The organism is Paenibacillus sp. SC116 (assembly GCF_024733555.1).
Lineage (GTDB): Bacteria > Bacillota > Bacilli > Paenibacillales > Paenibacillaceae > Paenibacillus_B.
The window spans coordinates 824,671-842,714 of the sequence record NZ_JANIOF010000001.1 but is presented as its reverse complement, the minus strand read 5'-3'; the positions used below and the strand labels follow the sequence as shown (position 1 = coordinate 842,714).

Annotated in this window: 14 protein-coding genes; 12 read left to right on the top strand and 2 right to left on the bottom strand. The window is 42.5% G+C overall.

Translation table 11 applies throughout. The features are described from left to right. The first annotated feature begins 78 nt into the window (after positions 1-78). The 9 genes from NQ117_RS03350 to NQ117_RS03315 all read left to right on the top strand — a co-directional run bounded on the left by NQ117_RS03350 (position 79) and on the right by NQ117_RS03315 (position 9,865). Positions 79-810 (top strand): ABC transporter ATP-binding protein, encoded by a 732-nt coding sequence (locus tag NQ117_RS03350; protein WP_258276588.1) that lies wholly within the window; start codon positions 79-81, stop codon positions 808-810. Continuing rightward, positions 770-3,241, top strand: coding sequence for an FtsX-like permease family protein (locus NQ117_RS03345; RefSeq protein ID WP_258276587.1), 2,472 nt, complete (start codon positions 770-772; stop codon positions 3,239-3,241). The genes NQ117_RS03350 and NQ117_RS03345 overlap by 41 nt, the downstream gene beginning before the upstream one ends. Before the next feature lie 45 nt (positions 3,242-3,286). Then, positions 3,287-3,778: a PadR family transcriptional regulator gene (locus NQ117_RS03340; RefSeq protein WP_258276586.1), complete on the top strand. Its 492-nt coding sequence runs from the start codon at positions 3,287-3,289 to the stop codon at positions 3,776-3,778. A 22-nt stretch (positions 3,779-3,800) separates the two neighbouring features. After that, positions 3,801-4,958 carry a DUF418 domain-containing protein gene (locus NQ117_RS03335; protein WP_258276585.1) on the top strand — a complete coding sequence of 386 codons (1,158 nt, stop codon included), beginning with the start codon at positions 3,801-3,803 and terminating at the stop codon, positions 4,956-4,958. Positions 4,959-5,126: 168 nt separating this feature from the next. Continuing rightward, positions 5,127-6,284 (top strand): AI-2E family transporter, encoded by a 1,158-nt coding sequence (locus NQ117_RS03330; protein ID WP_258276584.1) that lies wholly within the window; start codon positions 5,127-5,129, stop codon positions 6,282-6,284. 259 nt (positions 6,285-6,543) lie between these two features. After that, the gene (locus NQ117_RS24125; RefSeq protein WP_375163015.1) at positions 6,544-6,708 is read left to right on the top strand and encodes a zinc ribbon domain-containing protein; all 165 of its coding nucleotides are present in this window, start codon (positions 6,544-6,546) and stop codon (positions 6,706-6,708) included. After that, positions 6,654-7,094: a hypothetical protein gene (locus tag NQ117_RS03325; RefSeq protein WP_258276583.1), complete on the top strand. Its 441-nt coding sequence runs from the start codon at positions 6,654-6,656 to the stop codon at positions 7,092-7,094. The genes NQ117_RS24125 and NQ117_RS03325 overlap by 55 nt, the downstream gene beginning before the upstream one ends. A 137-nt stretch (positions 7,095-7,231) precedes the next feature. Beyond that, entirely contained in the window at positions 7,232-8,182 is a 951-nt protein-coding gene (locus NQ117_RS03320) for a D-2-hydroxyacid dehydrogenase (protein ID WP_258276582.1), read from the top strand. A gap of 198 nt (positions 8,183-8,380) precedes the next feature. Next, entirely contained in the window at positions 8,381-9,865 is a 1,485-nt protein-coding gene (locus NQ117_RS03315) for an ABC transporter substrate-binding protein (protein WP_258276581.1), read from the top strand. Positions 9,866-10,193: 328 nt separating this feature from the next. Here NQ117_RS03315 and NQ117_RS03310 read toward each other — a convergent pair whose 3' ends face one another. Next, a complete protein-coding gene (locus tag NQ117_RS03310; protein ID WP_258276580.1) occupies positions 10,194-12,413 on the bottom strand; it encodes a GH92 family glycosyl hydrolase in 2,220 nt (739 codons plus the stop codon). 221 nt (positions 12,414-12,634) lie between these two features. Between NQ117_RS03310 and NQ117_RS03305 the strand changes: the two genes are divergently transcribed. After that, entirely contained in the window at positions 12,635-13,510 is an 876-nt protein-coding gene (locus NQ117_RS03305) for a helix-turn-helix transcriptional regulator (protein WP_258276579.1), read from the top strand. 131 nt (positions 13,511-13,641) lie between these two features. Here NQ117_RS03305 and NQ117_RS03300 read toward each other — a convergent pair whose 3' ends face one another. Continuing rightward, positions 13,642-14,565, bottom strand: a complete 924-nt coding sequence (locus tag NQ117_RS03300; protein ID WP_258278157.1) for a patatin-like phospholipase family protein — start codon at positions 14,563-14,565, stop codon at positions 13,642-13,644. A gap of 424 nt (positions 14,566-14,989) precedes the next feature. Here NQ117_RS03300 and NQ117_RS24005 point away from each other — a divergent pair, with 424 nt between their 5' ends. Together NQ117_RS24005 and nikA are read left to right on the top strand one after the other, a co-directional pair. Next, positions 14,990-16,219 (top strand): lytic polysaccharide monooxygenase, encoded by a 1,230-nt coding sequence (locus NQ117_RS24005; protein ID WP_309137843.1) that lies wholly within the window; start codon positions 14,990-14,992, stop codon positions 16,217-16,219. A gap of 276 nt (positions 16,220-16,495) precedes the next feature. Beyond that, entirely contained in the window at positions 16,496-18,043 is a 1,548-nt protein-coding gene (nikA, locus tag NQ117_RS03280; RefSeq protein WP_258276578.1) for a nickel ABC transporter substrate-binding protein, read from the top strand. Position 18,044 lies beyond the last annotated feature (1 nt).

Here is an 18,044-nt window from a genome sequence, read left to right as displayed (position 1 = left end):
GTTTATGCGTCGCGCCTGTTAATAACCTTTAGAATACTACCCAATATTAAGCCGGAGAATAGTCAGGAGTTGAATACAATGATTGTTGCTCGACAGGTAACGAAAACATTTTTGAATGGCAAAGAGCCATTTCACGCTCTACATCAACTTAATATTGAAATTCAAAAAGGCGAATTCGTCGCGATAATGGGTCCAAGCGGGGCTGGAAAAAGTACCTTACTTCAACTCATTGGCGGGCTCGATCTCCCAACGGAAGGTGAGGTTCTCATTGATGATATCGCCATGCATCAGTTGTCGGAGAAGGATCGAACGTTGTTCCGAAGACGCAATGTAGGCTTCGTTTTCCAAGACTATCAGCTTATTTCAACGCTGACTGTTGAAGAAAATGTGGGACTGCCATTGGAAGCAGATAATGTCTCTCGACTTGAAATCAAAACACGAGTACTCAAGCTGCTCGCATTAATGGGATTAGAAAATAAAGCACGGGAATTTCCTAATGTACTAAGTGGCGGGCAGCAGCAGCGTGTTGCGATTGCCCGCGCCTTGGCCGCAAATCCTCGTTTTCTGTTGGCTGATGAGCCTACGGGTAACTTGGATCGCAAGCGTGGGACTGAAATTTTACAGCTTCTTACTAAACTTCATAAAGAAGAGCGGCACACGATTATTATGGTTACGCACGACATATTAGCCGCTGGTTATGCTGATCGAGTCATTATGATTAAGGATGGTAGCGTCCACTCTGATACTACGCGCGAGGAGGGCGATACAGATGCAATCCTGGCGAGTTTCCTGGCGGAATATAAAAGATAAAAGAGTTCGTTCTATATTAACGATTTTAGCTATTGTAATTGGCGTAGCTTCTACGCTCGCGACCATTAGCATGGTAAAAACAACGAATAACTGGATTCACTCTTTCACTGTGGATGCTTATGGGCGTTTTGATTGGTTTGTATCGAGTAATGAGGGGACATTCGACGAACGCTGGATTAAAGAGCTGCAAGCTACTCATGGAGTTGAATCCGCAGTTGCAGAAATCGCGTTTGTCCGTCCGCTTGAACGAATAGAAGGAAATAAGAAAGAAGCTCTCTTTGAAAATATTCGGTTCATTGGCGTTAGTGATCTAGCGAGTCCTATTCTTGATCTGAAAGTACTTGAGGGACAATTCACATCTAGCGGGCTTGTTGTGGATCAAGTTACTTCGCAACTATGGGGAGTTGGTGTTGGGGATCGCATTTATCTTAAGTCGCCATCGCCGAATTCCTCTCCTTACTTGGAAATAGCAGCAATTATTGAAAACACATCGCAGCTAAATAACTCAAGGCAAGCGAGTGACCGTTTGTATCCGGTAGACGTCTTCGTACCACTTGCTGTTACTCAACAGCTAGGCAATGCGGATGAACAAGTTCACACGGTTATGCTGAGAAGCGATAAGTCGGTCTCTCCTGATCAAATCAATAAAAATCTTCAACAATCGATAGCTAGTGATTCTACGCTGTACGTGCAGCGATCTGTTGCAGATACGCAGTTAGCTGTTCGTGGATTGGGAGAGTTATACCAAGCGTTGTATGTAATCGGTGGACTTGGTCTACTCATTGGATCATTTATCATGTACAGCACCATTTATATTAATGTCACTGAACGAAGAAGAGAATTTTCAATTATGAAAGCAGTTGGCTACACCTCATTCCAAATTAAAGCACATATTTTGAGGGAAGTTGTGCTGCTTACCTTTATCGGAAGCATCATTGGGGTCGGGGTAGGAGCTGTACTTGCTTATCAGTTGCAAGAAATGCTGCTAAATGTATTCGGCAATGCTTTACCCTATGAAATGGTTTGGAATGAGGCAATCATTTTATCTTTGATGGCAGGTATTTTACTGCCTGTTATTGCAGTGTGGAGTCCTGTGGCAAAAGCAAGTGAAACATCGGTATCCTACGTACTGCGACGGATGGATAACAAAATAGATAGAACGAATGGAAAAATTACGTTAATAGCTGGTCTCCTTTGTATTATCGGTAGTTTCTTTATTACGCACATGATAACATTTCTACCTTTGTTCATAGGATTAGCACTTATTTTCCCTTATTTGTTTCGAGGCGTTCACTGGCTAATAACTCCGCTGAATCGATTCATATTTGGCAGAGAAGGCAGCGTGGCTTCGAAACAAATGATGCGCACAAGTCACTATTTTACGATGTCGTCCACAATTTTGAGTTTCGGAATTACGATGCTTATTTATATTAGTGCACTAGGAAGTTCTTTCTATAGTAACCTGGAACAGTCGTCAGTTATGCCTGTCGTTACGGTGAAATATGCAAATGCGATTTCAAGTCAGCATAAGCAAGAATTGCGGCAAATGCAGGGTGTCCGTCAAGTGACTACGTATGCAAGCTATTTTCTGCCCTGGAAGCATGAACATACATCTCGCATGCTGGAATTAAATAGCGCTGAACAATCATTTATTGTGAATCAAGATTTAACGAGTGAATTGGCTCAATATACACAATTATTAGAGAGCCCGAATACCATCGTGCTCGATGCAGAAGTATATCGGGAGTGGGGTGGCAAAAAGGGTGATACCTTTGAATTAGAAACCCCAAATGGGATAAAAGAACTCATTGTCGTAGGAACTGTCGGTTGGGGAATGGCGAACAATAATGGATTCGTCTCGCAGCGTACGTTGGAAGAGTCTATTGGACTTCCTTATCACAATATGGCGATTCTTGAAACGCATACTCCAACGGAATTAAAAGATACCCTGCTAGCAAAACACGATATGCCAATTAAAAGTATAGAGACGATGAGTGACATCATGTTCTTGTCCCAGCAACAATTGCAGAAGACATTTGGCATTATTAATCTCGTCGTTTATTTGAGCATCTTCATTGCGGCAATTGGGATTACAAACACAATGTTCATGAACACAGTCGAATATGCCCGAGAGCTAGGGATGATGAGAGCTGTAGGGTATACTCGTTGGCAAATTGTGAAGCTGCTGCTGAGTAAAGCATTCATAATCGGTGCGATAGCGGCTGTAATCGGTATTTTCGCTGGATTGGGCTCCATGTATTTAACGGTGATTCAAGGATATTATCTTCATCTTCCCCTTCAGTTCATCGTTCCCTGGAAAGATGTATTCATTGCTGGTGTCACAGGAATTGGGATATCCTTGTTAGCGTGCTTGCTCCCAGCATATCGAGCAGTCAAATGGAGTATTACTTACGCCATGAAGTACGAATAGCATACGAGCAAGTGATTGATATTATATCGCAAAAGTGGTGGTCAAATGTCTGTGAAGCATGCCATTCTAGGACTTGTTTATAGTAAACCGAGACATGGATACGAGATTAAAACACAGTTCGATGAGCTCGTCTATCAAAAGTGGCAGCTGAACACGGGACAAGTGTATACAACACTCGATCGGCTCGTTAGAGATGAGTTCGTAGAGACGTTGGGAGAAGATGCAAAGGATCGCAAGCAGTACCAGATTACAGAAGCTGGCCGCGTAGAGCTAAGTAATTGGCTGCTGCAGCCCGTGGAGCGATCTTTGCTTCGAGATGAGTTCTTTTTCAAAATTTTATGTGCCAGAAGAATAGGCTTTGAGGCCGTTCAAGAGATGATTAAGCAGCAGCGCAGCCTCGTCATTAAAGAAATATTGAGCCTTACCCAATTCAAGAACAGCTTAGATGAGCAGAATGATAAAGATATGATCTGGCTTGTCGAGGGCGGCCTTCTGCACCTGGAAGCCGATCTAAGATGGCTTGACATAATAGATTGAGATAAATAGGAGGAGTGGAGTAATGCAGCGAATTCGATTACTTGACATCTTGAGAGGATTCGCCATCATTGGAACGTTAGGAACGAATATTTGGGTGTTTGCTTCAGTAGGCGATATCGACTTCCTCGTAGGTCAAGCAGAAAATCCTTTCTGGTCTAGTGCAGAGGCAATGGTGCAGGCGCTATTAATGCTGCTTGTGAATGGCAAGTTTTTAGGGATGCTGACGATTCTGTTCGGTGTCGGGTTAGAAATTAAGCGGCGCCAAGCGGAGAGGCAGCTTCGTCCGTGGCCGGGCATTTATGTTTGGAGTTCGTTCTTGCTGTTTTTAGATGGACTCATTCATTTTATTCTCGTAATGGAATATGACGTATTGATGAGTTATGCAGTGACTGCTATCATAGTTGCTTATATCGTGAAGCGGAGCACGAAAGTGATCAAATGGGCGATGAGTATTGCTGGAAGCATTCATGTCGCATTCATGGTCATGTTGACAATGGCTATTTCGAGCGGAGAAGCTGCTATGGGCGATACGAACACAATTGTATACACGACTGGAACTTGGTGGGAGCAGGTTCTGTACCGACTTGATAATTTCCTAATCTTCCGTGCTGAAGCGATATTTATTATTCCAATGAACATTCTCCTCTTCTTAACTGGTGTTATGTTAATGCGTTCTGGCGCATTCGCTGTTGATGAAAAGGGCAAAGTAATTCGCCGTAAAATGTTAATCTGGGGTGTTGGAGTAGGTGGACCACTGCATTTGCTTGTGCTCGTGAGTCCGGAACTGTTTGCAATGTCTCAGCGCTACTTGTTCGCACCACTGCTCGCACTTGGCTATATGGCGCTTATTGCGAAGCTTATGGAGAAGCGGGAAGATAACTGGCTTGCTGCTCGGATTGAAAAGGTCGGTAAAATGGCATTGAGTTGTTATATCATGCAAAATATTCTCGCGTCGATTATATTCTATGGTTGGGGATTAAATTTACATGGATTCAGTAAAGAGCATTATGCATGGTTCCCTATCGCAATGTGGTTGCTTATCGTGGTCATTCTGATCATTTTCTCCCATGTATGGCTGCGTTACTTCAAGCTAGGGCCGTTTGAGTGGGTATGGAAACAGACGATATCGATGACTGTCAAGCAGAAACCAGCAGTAACAACGAACAATAAAAATATATAGTACGTGGAGGCTGCATCATAGGGGGATATTTCCTTGAGCGATAGCAGTCTTTTTTTGTATCTAATTTCTGTTCTTATTCAAAAGTGGTAAAATGAACAGCTGCTAATGAAGAGGTTCCTCCTTTTGCATTTGGCTCTGATTTTAGGTAGATTAAATAGGAGGAGTCTTATGATCATTCGTATCAGAGGACCGAACATCAGGAACGAGGAGCATGTCATGTTTAAAGATCGTAAGACATTGTATTATATTGGGCTGTTTATCATTTTTCTTTTGTTGTACAAGGTAATTGATAACGCTGAGCATGTGTGGAAATGGTTTCAGACCATACTTTCATTGCTTACCCCTTTCTTTATTGCGTTTTTAATTGCCTACTTGCTAAGGCCCCTCATTAATTGGTTGGAACGTACCGTATTAGCAAAGCTACGGTTTAAACGTGCATTCAGCATGTTGATTGTGTATGCCGTAGTGCTAGGTACCATCGTTCTTGGTTTGACCATTGTTATACCTACTGTAATTGGCAGCATATCGAGCTTAGTACAAGCGTTACCTAAGTTTCTTGTTGACATTGAGAAATGGATGCGGACTAATGTGTTCGAGACCGATTGGTTTATCCAATCTGGCATTGGTACAGAAGTAGAGGCGTATTTAAAAACGAAAACGACTAAAATTGGACAAATCATTCAGAGTAATCTGAACATGCTCGTGAGTGGAATTGTTTCGTTCTCTTCCATCTTGTTAAATTTAGTCATTGGGTTGATTGTATCTGCCTATTTGTTGGTGGACAAAGAGAAGTTTACAGCTGGTTCGCAGAAACTTCTGCACGGCTTCATGAGTGATAAGCGTGCGAAAGGTGTTATTGAATACATTAAAAGCGTGGATCGCGTGTTCTCGCAGTATTTTGTAGGATTAATACTGGACGCATTAGTCATTGGTACTATTGTATTTATCGGTTTGTTTTTAATGGGCACGCCGTTTGCACTGCTAATCGCTTTGATCGTCATGATAACCAATGTAATTCCGTATGTTGGTCCTTTTGTTGGTATGCTGGCTTGTGGGTTTATATTGTTAATGGTAGATCCTTCAAAGGCATTGTGGGCGACACTATTCATATTTGCTGTACAGCAAATGGACGCGTATTATATCAATCCGAAGATTATGGGCGGCAAAGTAGGGGTGGGCCCATTGTGGATCATCCTGGCAGTATTTGTTGGTGGAGGGTTATTCGGCATAATGGGCATGTTTGTTGCTGTGCCAGCCATTGCCGTAATCATTACATCCATCAATTCTTATGTTGATCGTCAAATCGCCTCGCGGTTAGAACCGTAATTTGTTATGATGATTGATTATTTTTACGGTTACCGCGTAATTCGTAAATGTGCATAGTTGAATGACAATCGTTAATGTTCATACAAATAGGAGCGTTCATTAAGCATGAAACATGCTGGATGAGCGTTTTTTATTTTTATTCTCGTAAAAACAATGTATATATAACCTAAATTATGGTTTGTAATTGAGGGGGATGGTATAATAGTTGCGTCCTATTAAATAGGATATAACATCATAAACACACATAAGGAGTGACAAAATGTATCTTACACAATGTCCAGCATGTGGTCACAGAATATCGAGCCAGGCAGAATCTTGTCCAAGCTGTGGTCAACCTTTACAAGCAAAAAAAGGAGGAGGAATTACTTTTTGGGGTGTAGTAGGGGCTGTTATTCTCGCTATTTTAATCATGTCATTCGAATAAATTTCGTTATTGGGACAATAGCCATTTTATTATATATACTGAATAATAAAGTTATGAAGCCAAGCTTGGATTCTTATTTCTTGAATAGCCATTTTAATGATGTGATCGGGGGTCTCCTTATTGTTGCATTCGCAAATTTGGTTAGTGCAGTAGGTGGGCAGGCTCGTTTGAGTTTATACAGTGTCTGGCGAATTATTAGTTTTACATTTGTTGTGGGTTTGTTTTGGGAGTATGTAACGCCACTATATCATCGGGGTGTTTCAGATCCTTGGGATGTTATCGCCTACATGGGTGGAGGATTATTATATTGGGTTCTCGCTCGTATTAGTTTCAACAGCATAACCAAACGAAACAGCGCGACCAACACGCATGCAGATGTCCGGTAAAAAGGGCTCGCGCATGCGTGTTTTATTATAATCGTGATGATGTACAGATTTATAGACAGATGAACTATCAATATTTCTACTTGATATGATACGCTGAAAGATATAGCTGGAGATTGACTGTGAAAGGAGAACAAATTGTGAATATACTTACTACCATTCTTTTGAAAGAAGATCAAATAGAGGGGTTATTATCTCGTAATCCACATATAAACATTCATACTTGCCGCTCGTTGATGGATATTTCTGATGAACAGCTGCAAATTACAGAAGTGCTTATTAGCTATTCGACGGGTATAACAGAGGACCTTTTGCGTAAAATGCCTAACTTAAAGTGGATCCAAGTGTTCAGTTCTGGCGTAGATGCGTTGCCGTTATCTTCTATAGCAAATCGAAATATTAGGGTAACAAATGCTCGTGGTGCTCACAAAGTGCCTATGGCCGAGTTCGCATTTGGACTCATGCTGCAAGAAGCCAAACAGCTTCTAACGCTTTATGAACAGCAGCAACGCAACGAGTGGAACAGCAAGATTCGTTTCGAGGAATTGGAAGGGAAGACGGTCTGCTTGCTAGGAACAGGGGCTATTGGGCAAGAAATAGCAGCTCGATGCAAGGTGTTTGGGATGAGGACAGTGGGTATTAATCGCTCAGGAAAACAAGCGGAACACTTTGATTGCATCTACCAATTTGATGCCGAAGAGCTCCCATTGAATGAAGCTGATTATTTGATTCTTATTGCTCCATTGACTCGTGAAACCGAAAATTGGTTGGGTGCTGCTAGGCTGCAACAGCTTAAACAAGAAGCGGTGCTCTTGAATTTAGGCAGAGGAGACCTTGTCGTAGAACGGGATCTTATTCATGCCTTGGAAGAAAAGCAGTTCAAACGTGCGTATTTAGATGTGTTTCAAGTGGAGCCGTTGCCGCAGGATTCGCCTTTGTGGAAGTTGGACAACTGTGTCATTACCCCGCATGTGTCTGCGATATCCAAACGGTATAATGATCGCTGCACAGCTATTTTTATAGACAATGTAAGCCGTTATATGTCCAGAGAGTCGTTAATAAACGAAGTAAACTTAGAAGCAGGCTACTAAGAGGCCACATGTAATAAGGGTGTTTCTACGTCATAATTATGACAAAGGACACCCTTATTTTTTATATTTATGTAACCAATAAAAAGGAATTCCTTGGTAAAGTAGGTAAGCGAGAATACAAAAGACAAAGAGGCAACATTCACACAATTCAATGAAACAATATGCGTATCCTAGGAAGATTGAGGAGGAGTGAAAGAGATGAAACAAGGATGGGGACATAAAATGTTAATGTTCACATTAACATTTACCCTGATTGTACCGCTGCTAGCAGCATGTACGAAGCAAGAAGAGGTAGTGCCACCAGGTCAAGAACGGATTTTGCGTATCGGTTTTCAATCAGGCTTTGCAAATGATGCTACGATCAGGCAGCAATATGTTGATACGTTTGAAATGGCTAACCCGAATGTCCGCATTGAGCTCGTTCCTACTATAAACTATGACGATCAGAGATATGAGGAATATGATCCAAAGAAGAAAATGCCATCGGCTAAAGAAGCCTGGAGCAAACTGCTAGAAGGAGCTAATGCTGTTGATGTAGTCATTACGGATACTAACAGTTTCGGGCAAATGGCCAAAGATGGGAAGTTAGCGAAGCTGGATGAACGCATGGTGCAGGACAAATTTGAAACTTCTGACCTCGTACCTGTGGTATATGATGCTATCAAAGATATGGGAAATGGAAGTATATACGGCTTGTCACCTACGTTCAGTTCCGGTGTGTTGCTTTATAATAAGAAACTATTCCAAGATGCGGGTGTAGAGTTTCCTAAGGACGGGATGACTTGGGATGAGGTATTTACATTAGCAGAGCGTGTAAGTAAAGGTGAGGGAAAGGATCGTAAATACGGATTGGCCTTTAATCCTTACAATGGCGACATTTTCACTGACATAAATAATGCGTACATTAATCCGCTTCAGTTGCAAGTATTTGATAGTAAAGCAGAGAAAATGTTGGTTAACTCGGATAAATGGTCACAGGTGTGGGAAAGAACCGCCAAATTATATAAAGATAAAATAGTCCCAGGACAAGAAGCATGGAATATGGAGAACCCGCAGCAAAATGAGGGGCCATTCGCTTATGATTTATTTTTGTCTGGAAGATTGGCAATGACGACTACAGAATTGCATTATATGCATAATGATCTGATTAGCGCTATGAAAAATGCAGGTAAAATTAAGAACTTTAAGCCATTTGAATGGGATGTCGTGTCAATGCCATTTCACGCTGAGGCTCCTAATGTAACTGGCTTGGTCAAGATTAATGACATCTTTGCCATTAATGCCAAAGCACCGAATGCTGAAGATGCTTGGGACTTTATCCGCTACGTGAATGGAGATACTTGGGCGAAAGTTCGTAGTCGCGGCACCAGTTATGACATGGTAACACGCAAATCCCATATTAAGCCGGCTGCAGGCTCCAATTACAATGTCTCTGCATTCTTTAGTGGTAAATTTATTATCCCTCCCAATCAAAAGTTAATTGAATTGTATACTAGCAAACAAGACTTGTACCGTGTTGATTATTTAGGTTCCCAAATGTTCAATGAAGTGATTACTGGCAAAAAATCAACGCAGAACGCGTTGGCCGAATGGGAAACCAAAGGGAATGAAATGCTGCAAAAAATTAAAAATGGCGTTTCATTTGAAGAGGAAGAAAAGTATGGTGAGGGACCTGGACATTAATCCAAACTAGAGGATTCGATCTAACGGTTACAATAAAAGTGAGCTAGTGATCGAAGGGGCTGTTTCTGGAGTAGAAGATTCTACTTCTGGAGTAGTCTCTTTTCTTTGAGGTTACACAGTGAGTAGCAGATGCTAATGGGAGTAAGATTTAGGAGCAAGCAAGATAAATGGAATGGGTACTGTGAAGTCGGCTCTAGATTGGAGCGGGTCGGGCTAGGAGAGTAATCGAAAGTAAAAGGTCGAATTAGGAACGAATGTAACCTAACTCGACCTTCTATTTTACTGCAAGTGAAACTTAATGCTGATTAGATCCTGACGTTATTTTATTCTAATAAGAACGCGATCTAGACATTGCATAAGGCAATGCGGACTCATCGTAGCTTACATTTGGAGCTGAATCTGTCATCTGGAAGCGCAATTCTCCGCCATTTTTCACAAGTTCGTGACTTACGTAAAGGTTGGATACCACTTCACCATTCATTTCAACGCCAGCAACATATTTCGCAGCATCCGAATTGTTGTCTGCATGAATGACGAGTTGCTTGCCATTCTCTAAATTAACCGTCAACTTCTTGAATAATGGAGTACCAATGACATACTCAGGAACGCCAGGGCTGAGCGGGTACAAGCCCATTGCTCCAAATACATACCAACCCGTCAAGCTGCCGTTATCTTCATCGCCAGGAAGGCCGTCAGGACGAGAGCTGAACAACTCATTCATCGTCTTGCGAACCCAATATTGCGTAAGGGCAGGGTAGCCTAAAGCCGTATAAATATATGGGATATGGAAGCTTGGCTGATTGCTAATAGCAAATTGACCGAAATCTACAGCAGCCATTTCCGACATTTCATGAATTTCGAAGCCGTATGAGCCGACTTTGAATTCAGGAGCTGCTGCAAATAGTTCATCTAGGCGCTGTTTGAAATGCTCACGTCCACCGATAATATCTGATAGGCCGAGCAAATCGTGCTGGACCGCCCAAGAACTCTGCCATGCTCCACCTTCACAATACGCGCCGCCCCATTCTGTTGCATCGAAATGTGGCAGCCAACTGCCGTCTTGCAAGCGTCCGCGCATAAATCCAACCGATGGATCGTACAGCTTTTTATAGTTCTCTGAACGCTCCATAAGCTGTGCGTATTCTTCCTCGCGGCCAAGATATTTCGCAATTTGCGCAATACAGAAGTCGCCGTACGCATAGTCCAGCGTACTGCAAACACTTTCATGCGTATGAACGTCTGCTGGAAGATAGCCGTATTTCACATATTCCGCTGTGCCTTTGCGGCCAAAGCGATTATCTGCAGCGGCAGTCATTGCATGTTTCAGCAAGCCTTCAAATGCTTTTTCAACATCAAAGCCAGTAACACCCTTCGCTACGGAATCTGCGAAGCTTACGTCGATCAACGTGCCTGGCATCATGCTGCGTTCGCCTGGGGAAGACCATTTTGGCATCCATCCGCTTTCTTTATAAGCGTTTACCCAGCCTTGCATCATTTCGTTCATGAAGGAAGGGTAGAGCAAGTTGTACAATGGGAATGATGTGCGATACGTATCCCAAAAGCCAATGTCAGCAAACATAGGGCCTGTTTCGATCATGCCATTGTAAGGACTATAATGAATTTGATTGTCGTGTGCATCATATTCGTGAGTTGTATGCGGATACAAGGATGTGCGATACAGACAAGTATAGAATGTATCCAGCTTATCTTGGTCATCGCTTTCAACTTCAATGACACCTAACTGTTTTTCCCAAGCTTCCTTTGCCGATGCGCGAACTTCATCGAAGCTGCGGCTGCCAATTTCACGCTCAAGGTTAATGAGAGCTTGTTCTTCGCTAATGAAAGATGTGCTGACACGAACTTCGACGATGCGATTGTCTGGCAATCGCAGCCCAACATAAGCACCAACGCGTTCACCTGTCATCGTTAGAGCAGCTACTGGCTTGTTATCTTGATCAGACAATCCGCTCTCATCCGCAATAATAGGGCAATCAAACATTGCCACAAAGTACATGCGATAGTTCTCAGGCGTCCCGCCAGCTTTTGCTGTAGTGTAACCTGTCAAAGTGCGTGTCTCCACATTGATCGACATGAAGGATTCGCCTGGGAATGGAGACACGATAAGACGTGCCTGATCCGCTTCACCGAAGCTAATACGCATACTGGAACAGCGAGTTGTCGGCGTCAATTCCAATGTCGTTTGATAGCGAAGGAGGTGAACGTTGAAGTAGTCCGGCTTCACGATCATATCTTGTTTACGGAAAGAAGAAGAACGTTCAGGTGCCCATACTTTTACAGGTCCTGTCTGCGGCATAAATGCCATATGACCATAATCGCCAATCCATGGGCTAGGTTGATGGGTAAGGCGAATGCCTTCCAAACGATTATGATGCGGGCTAAACCACCAGCCACCGCCAGCTTCTGTCGTTTGCGGTGCCCATGCATTCATACCGAAAGGCATGGAAGTTAGCGGCAGCGTGTTACCGTTAGAATATGGGTAAATGGAATCAGTACCTTGCAAAGGATTAACATGTTTAAGTAAATTCATTTTATAGGTCGCTCCCTTTTTCGTTGAACGTTATAATCAAGTGAGCAATGATATTTATCATTGGATCGAAAATATGCTATTGCATCGAAAGTGATACTCTAATTGTAGAGAGAATTAGTTGATTTCACCTATCAAATTTTTATTATTTCTATCATTTTTGATGATAAAATGAAATGGAAAACAATCATTGACAACTTAGATCCGGAAAAGAGTGATATCGATTGATCCCGCACAATTTACATGGCGACGAAGAAATTCACGGAGATTTCCCATTTACTCTGAAGATTCATCATTTAACGAATCCAGTACCTGCTCATGTCCATCATTTTATTGAGTTTACCTATACGTTCAAGGGTAAAGCTAAAGAAATGATTAATGGGATTGAGAAAGAATTAACACCGGGTACATTTACATTGTTGTTTCCTCATCAAGTACATGAAATTGATATCGAGCCAGGAGAGGAATTATTCCTTTATGTAGGTGCTATTGGGTTAAAAGCATTTTTCGGGGAAGGGGATTCATTCTTGACCTTGCATAGCTTGCTTAAGCAAGCTGAAGATGATGAGAACACAACATATAAATTAAATGAATCAACAGGCAATCAAGTGCTGGCATTGCTTCAAGAAATGCATGAGGAGGTGCTGGATGATAAACCTTGGAACCGAATGATGTTTTTGGCTAAGTTAATGCAGCTGTTTATTATATTTGATCGCTTCCGTCAGACCCAAGCAGGCTTAAGACAGAAGCTGGCACATGAATTAACTCATCGCAAAGGAATGTGGGAAGTAATACACTATGTGTATCAGAACTTCAAAGAAGATATCACGCTAGAGATGCTCGCCAAAAAGTTTAACTACAGCGTCTCTTATATTAGTATTTCCTTTAAGCAGATGGTGGGGGAAAACTATTATTCATTTTTAGAGCGGATTCGTGTGGCCCACGCCTGTAATCTATTGATTGGTACAGATATGAAAATAACCGAAGTTGCATACGAAGCGGGCTTCAAGTCGTATCCAACGTTTATTCGTGTGTTTCAAACGAGAATGGACATGACACCAACAGCCTACCGCAAGAGTAAAAATATTCACTTGAATTAAGAGAATTAAAAGTCTCGCCTAAGCAGCGTGTACTTGCGAGTTAACGGTATATAAGCCGATTATCTGTCCGATAATCGGCTTATATTATGAACAAATGATCATTAGTTAAATTATTTACTGAGACACTAAATTTATACGGTATGGGAACGGAACTTCTTCTTATACTCCTCAAAGTCCCATCGTCTAAGAAACTGCTGTGCAGCAATCTTGCCTTCCTCGTATAAATAAACGCGGTCTTCATCACTTAAATCGAAGTCCGTAGGTGCGACATGACCCGTGCGAATAAACATCGTTCGACTCTCCCCGTGCTTATCCACATGCCTCTGATCATGAGCTTGCAGCATTGTTTTGAACATGGCGCTAAATAATGAAAATGGGCCTTCTATGGGATGGTGTGGAGTGAAGATTCTTTTCTCTGAGAGTCGAAAGCCAAAGGTTGGACAAACAGGTGAATCTTCCACATCAAAGATCCAGATAGGAAAATTACTGAGCAGCGCCCCGTCAACGACATAATAGGGTTTTACATTCATGGGAGTTTGCCAGCGATACGGCCGAAAGAAAAAGGGGATGGTTGTGCTCATGCGAACAGCGGTTGCAATAGGGAATTCGGAAGGTGTGAAGCCGTACTTGGCGAGATCATCGGGAAATACGATAATGTTGCCGCTGCTAACATCAGAAGCGATAATCTTCAACTTGCCTTGGGGTAGATCAGCAAAGGTATGGACATTTTTCTGACGCAACCAAGTAGTCATATACTGTTCTAACACCGTATTGCTGTAAATACCAGAATAGAGGAGCATTGGGATACCCTGTCCTGCAATCGGGATGTGGTGCAGCCAATTGCGACCAAGCAAGCTCATATAATCTAATCCATACATCAGATCTTTTAACTCGTTAGATGTGTAGCCGCTTGCTAATAACGCAGCGAAGATTGACCCGGCAGATGTTCCTGCGATATGCCGCCACATGTAGCCGGCCGCTTCTATTTGCTCAATGGCACCGATAAAGGCTATTCCTCGCACTCCACCGCCTTCAAAGACAGCATCTACTTGCATCATCTCCCACCTCCGATAGGTTAGACAACATGATTAACGCTATAGACTAATTGGATAGAAGTAGATTATTTTCCTTCTTAAGAAAATAAAAGAGTTGAGGCCTAGAAAACTATTTTTCTACACGAAATATTAGTGTAGTTAAGAAATTTGTCATACTTTGATCCTATATTTGTAAGTCAATGTGATCGGATTGAGCAAAAATTAACAAACTTCCGTGTAGAAATAAGTAGAACGGGATAGAAATTTGGTGAGTTAGAACTACGTTAAATTGACATGGAATGTAATACAATGACAAATGTGAGCGATAAATGACACAGATGAGGAGGTCAGATAGCACGAGTTCATATGTTAAGTGATAGGGGATTACATAGCATAGCAGCCTATCAGAAAAAAACCATACTTATTTAGGAGGTAAGATTACGTTATGAAGCAACAAAGTACGTTGAAAAGCATGTTTTCTGGAGTATCGCCATTTTTGGCTGTGCTCGGAACGTTCATTTTATTAGGTGTGGGTTCTTTAGCTGTAGCTGAAAAAGCATCGGCCCATGGTTACATTGAGTCACCTTCCAGCCGTGCTTATATGTGTAAGCAAGGAACAAATACGAAGTGTGGTGCGATTCAATACGAACCGCAAAGTGTGGAGGCGATCGGTAACTTCCCAGTTACTGGTCCAAAAGACGGTGAAATTACGGGCGGAGGCATCTTCCCAGAATTATATGAGCAAACGACTGAACGCTGGCAGAAACATACGTTGAACAGCGGCAAGCAAACGTTCACGTGGAATTTGACAGCTGCACATGTTACGAAAGAGTGGAAATACTACATTACGAAAAAAGATTGGAACCCAAACAAGCCGTTGACTCGCGCTGATTTGGAACAGTTCTGTTATTACTACGATGGTGGTAAGAAGCCGAATAAAACAACATCCCATGAATGTGAAGTTCCTAGTGATCGCAGTGGCTACCATTTGATTCTTGGCGTTTGGGAAATTGCAGATACACCTAATGCTTTCTATCAAGTTATCGATGTTAACCTTGTAAACGACGGAACTGCTCCGGTAGAGCCGATTGTGGCTCCGAAAAATGTTGCTGGAAAAGCGCTTTCTGCAACAAGCGTTGAAATCAACTGGACTGCTTCTGCAAAAGCAGCAGCATACGAAGTATACCGCAATGGAACATTGGTTAACACGATTAATCAAACGACATTTACTGACAACGGTCTGACTGCTAGCACGGCTTACAGCTATACGGTTCGCGCGGTAGATGCAGCAGGTAAGAAGTCTCCATTGTCCAGTGCTGTTTCCGTTACAACGCTTCCAAGCGATAACGGAAACCCTGGAAACCCAGATCCGGGCAACCCAGGTACTGGTGGTCCAAGCACACTTCCTGCTTGGGATGCAGCGAAAGTATACCTAGGCGGAGATAAAGTTCAATACAAAGGCTTGGAATATCAAGCTGCATATTGGACACAAGGCAATACGCCTGATAACTCCGATGCATGGAAATTGATTAGCAATGTAACGCTTGAGTGGAACGCTAAAAAAGCTTATGTAGGTGGCGCAACCGTAACATTTAACGGTGTTACTTACCAAGCAGCTTGGTGGACACAAGGGGAAGAGCCTGGTAAAGCTGGCGTATGGAAAGTCGTTAAGTAATTACCACGCTCTTTAGGGGAGAATGATAGAAGTACCGAAGAACCTTCAATGCCATAATGGGCTTTGAAGGTTCTTTTTTTGTTGAGCGAATCTTTAAAAATGAGCTGTTGGCTAACGCTAACAGCATTTTTTTGTTGACATCTGGAATTGAAATGGATATTATAACCTTGTTTAATCGTAATAATTACGAATAAAAAACATGGATTGTAAAGGAGGTGGCAGTTGTAGAGGTCAGGCAAGTATTTTAAAAAAAGAAACAGGCTTAAGGAGGATTCAATGAATAGTAGCAAACATAAGGCAAAAATATGGTTATTCCTATGCTGGGTGCTTTTGATTACGGGTTGCAGCACGGGAGGGTCTGATGGGAGTACGAAAAAGAGTAAGAAGCAGTTAACGATGATGTATCATCTTTCGGTGAACACGTTAGATCCACATAACAGTTGGGCACCATTGCGAGCAGGAGCAGTAGAGACATTGGTTAAGCTCGACAGCGAAATGAAGCCGAGCCCATGGTTGGCTCAGGAATGGAAATCGAAAGACCCACATACTTGGATATTTGTACTTCGAGACAAGGTGACATTTCATGATGGGTTAAAGATGGACGCAGCAGCAGTTAAGGCATCGCTTGAACGTTCGTTGAAGTCTAATCCATCGCTTTCTAGAGCGTTAAAAATAGCTTCGATGGAGGCAGAGGGACAGAAACTCACGATCGTCACATCAGAACCTAATCCGGCGCTACCGTCTGAACTCATCAATCCGTACACCTCCATTATTAGCACTGCTGCTGAGGCAAAAGTCGGTACTATGTCATTCAACGATATGCCTATAGGAACGGGGCCATTCCAAATAGCTTCATTTGCACCTAACCGTGAAGTTAAACTCGTTCGTTACGAGGGCTATTGGGATACTCCTGCCTTGTTAGACGAAGTCTCATTTCAATCTAATGAAGATGCGAATGTGAGAATGATGGCACTCCAGTCTAAGGAGGCGGATATCGCCTACCAGTTGCCTGCCGAATCGGTAGCAGTTTTGGCGCATGATGACAATCTGAGTGTGATGTCGGTTACAGGTCTTCGTGTTCACTATCTGATCTACAATGCTAGGCGTCCGCATATGCAGGATGTACGAGTAAGAAAGGCGCTTGATATGCTTGTTGATCGTGAAACGGTAGTGGAAGGAATTATGTTCAGCCATGCTCAACCAGCCAACGGACCATTCCCGAAGACACTGCCATTTGGAAATGATGGAAAGGTTACAGCATTTAACTCGGCCAAAGCATTGGAACTTCTTCAAGAAGCAGGGTATCAACCGAATGTGGATGGCAAGCTTGAGAAGAATGGCATCCCATTGAGCATCCAGCTCATTACATACAAGACTCGTCCAGAGCTCACACTGATTGCTCAATTATTTCAGTCAGAGGCAGCAAAGATTGGTGTTCAAGTCGAGATTAAGATCGTAGAGAACATTGATGCGCACTTGCGGGAAAACGATCAATGGGACATGGTCACCTATAGCAATTTATCAGCTCCGCGAGGAGATGGGGGTTACTTCCTTAATGCTGCTTATCAGCAGGGAGGCGCCTTGAATCCAGGCAATATTGAAGTGAACAAATTGGCTCCTTTCCTCAAGCAACTGAATGCAACAGAAGATTCGAATACCCGCATTAAGCTGTCAAAAGAAGCAGTCACGACGATCCAAAATGAAGTCCCACATTCCTATGTGATTTACCCAAATATTTTAGTTGGTGTAAATAAACGTATTCATAATTGGGCGCCAGGAGCGGAGGAGTATTATATTATCACGAACAAAATGGATGTGAAGTAGC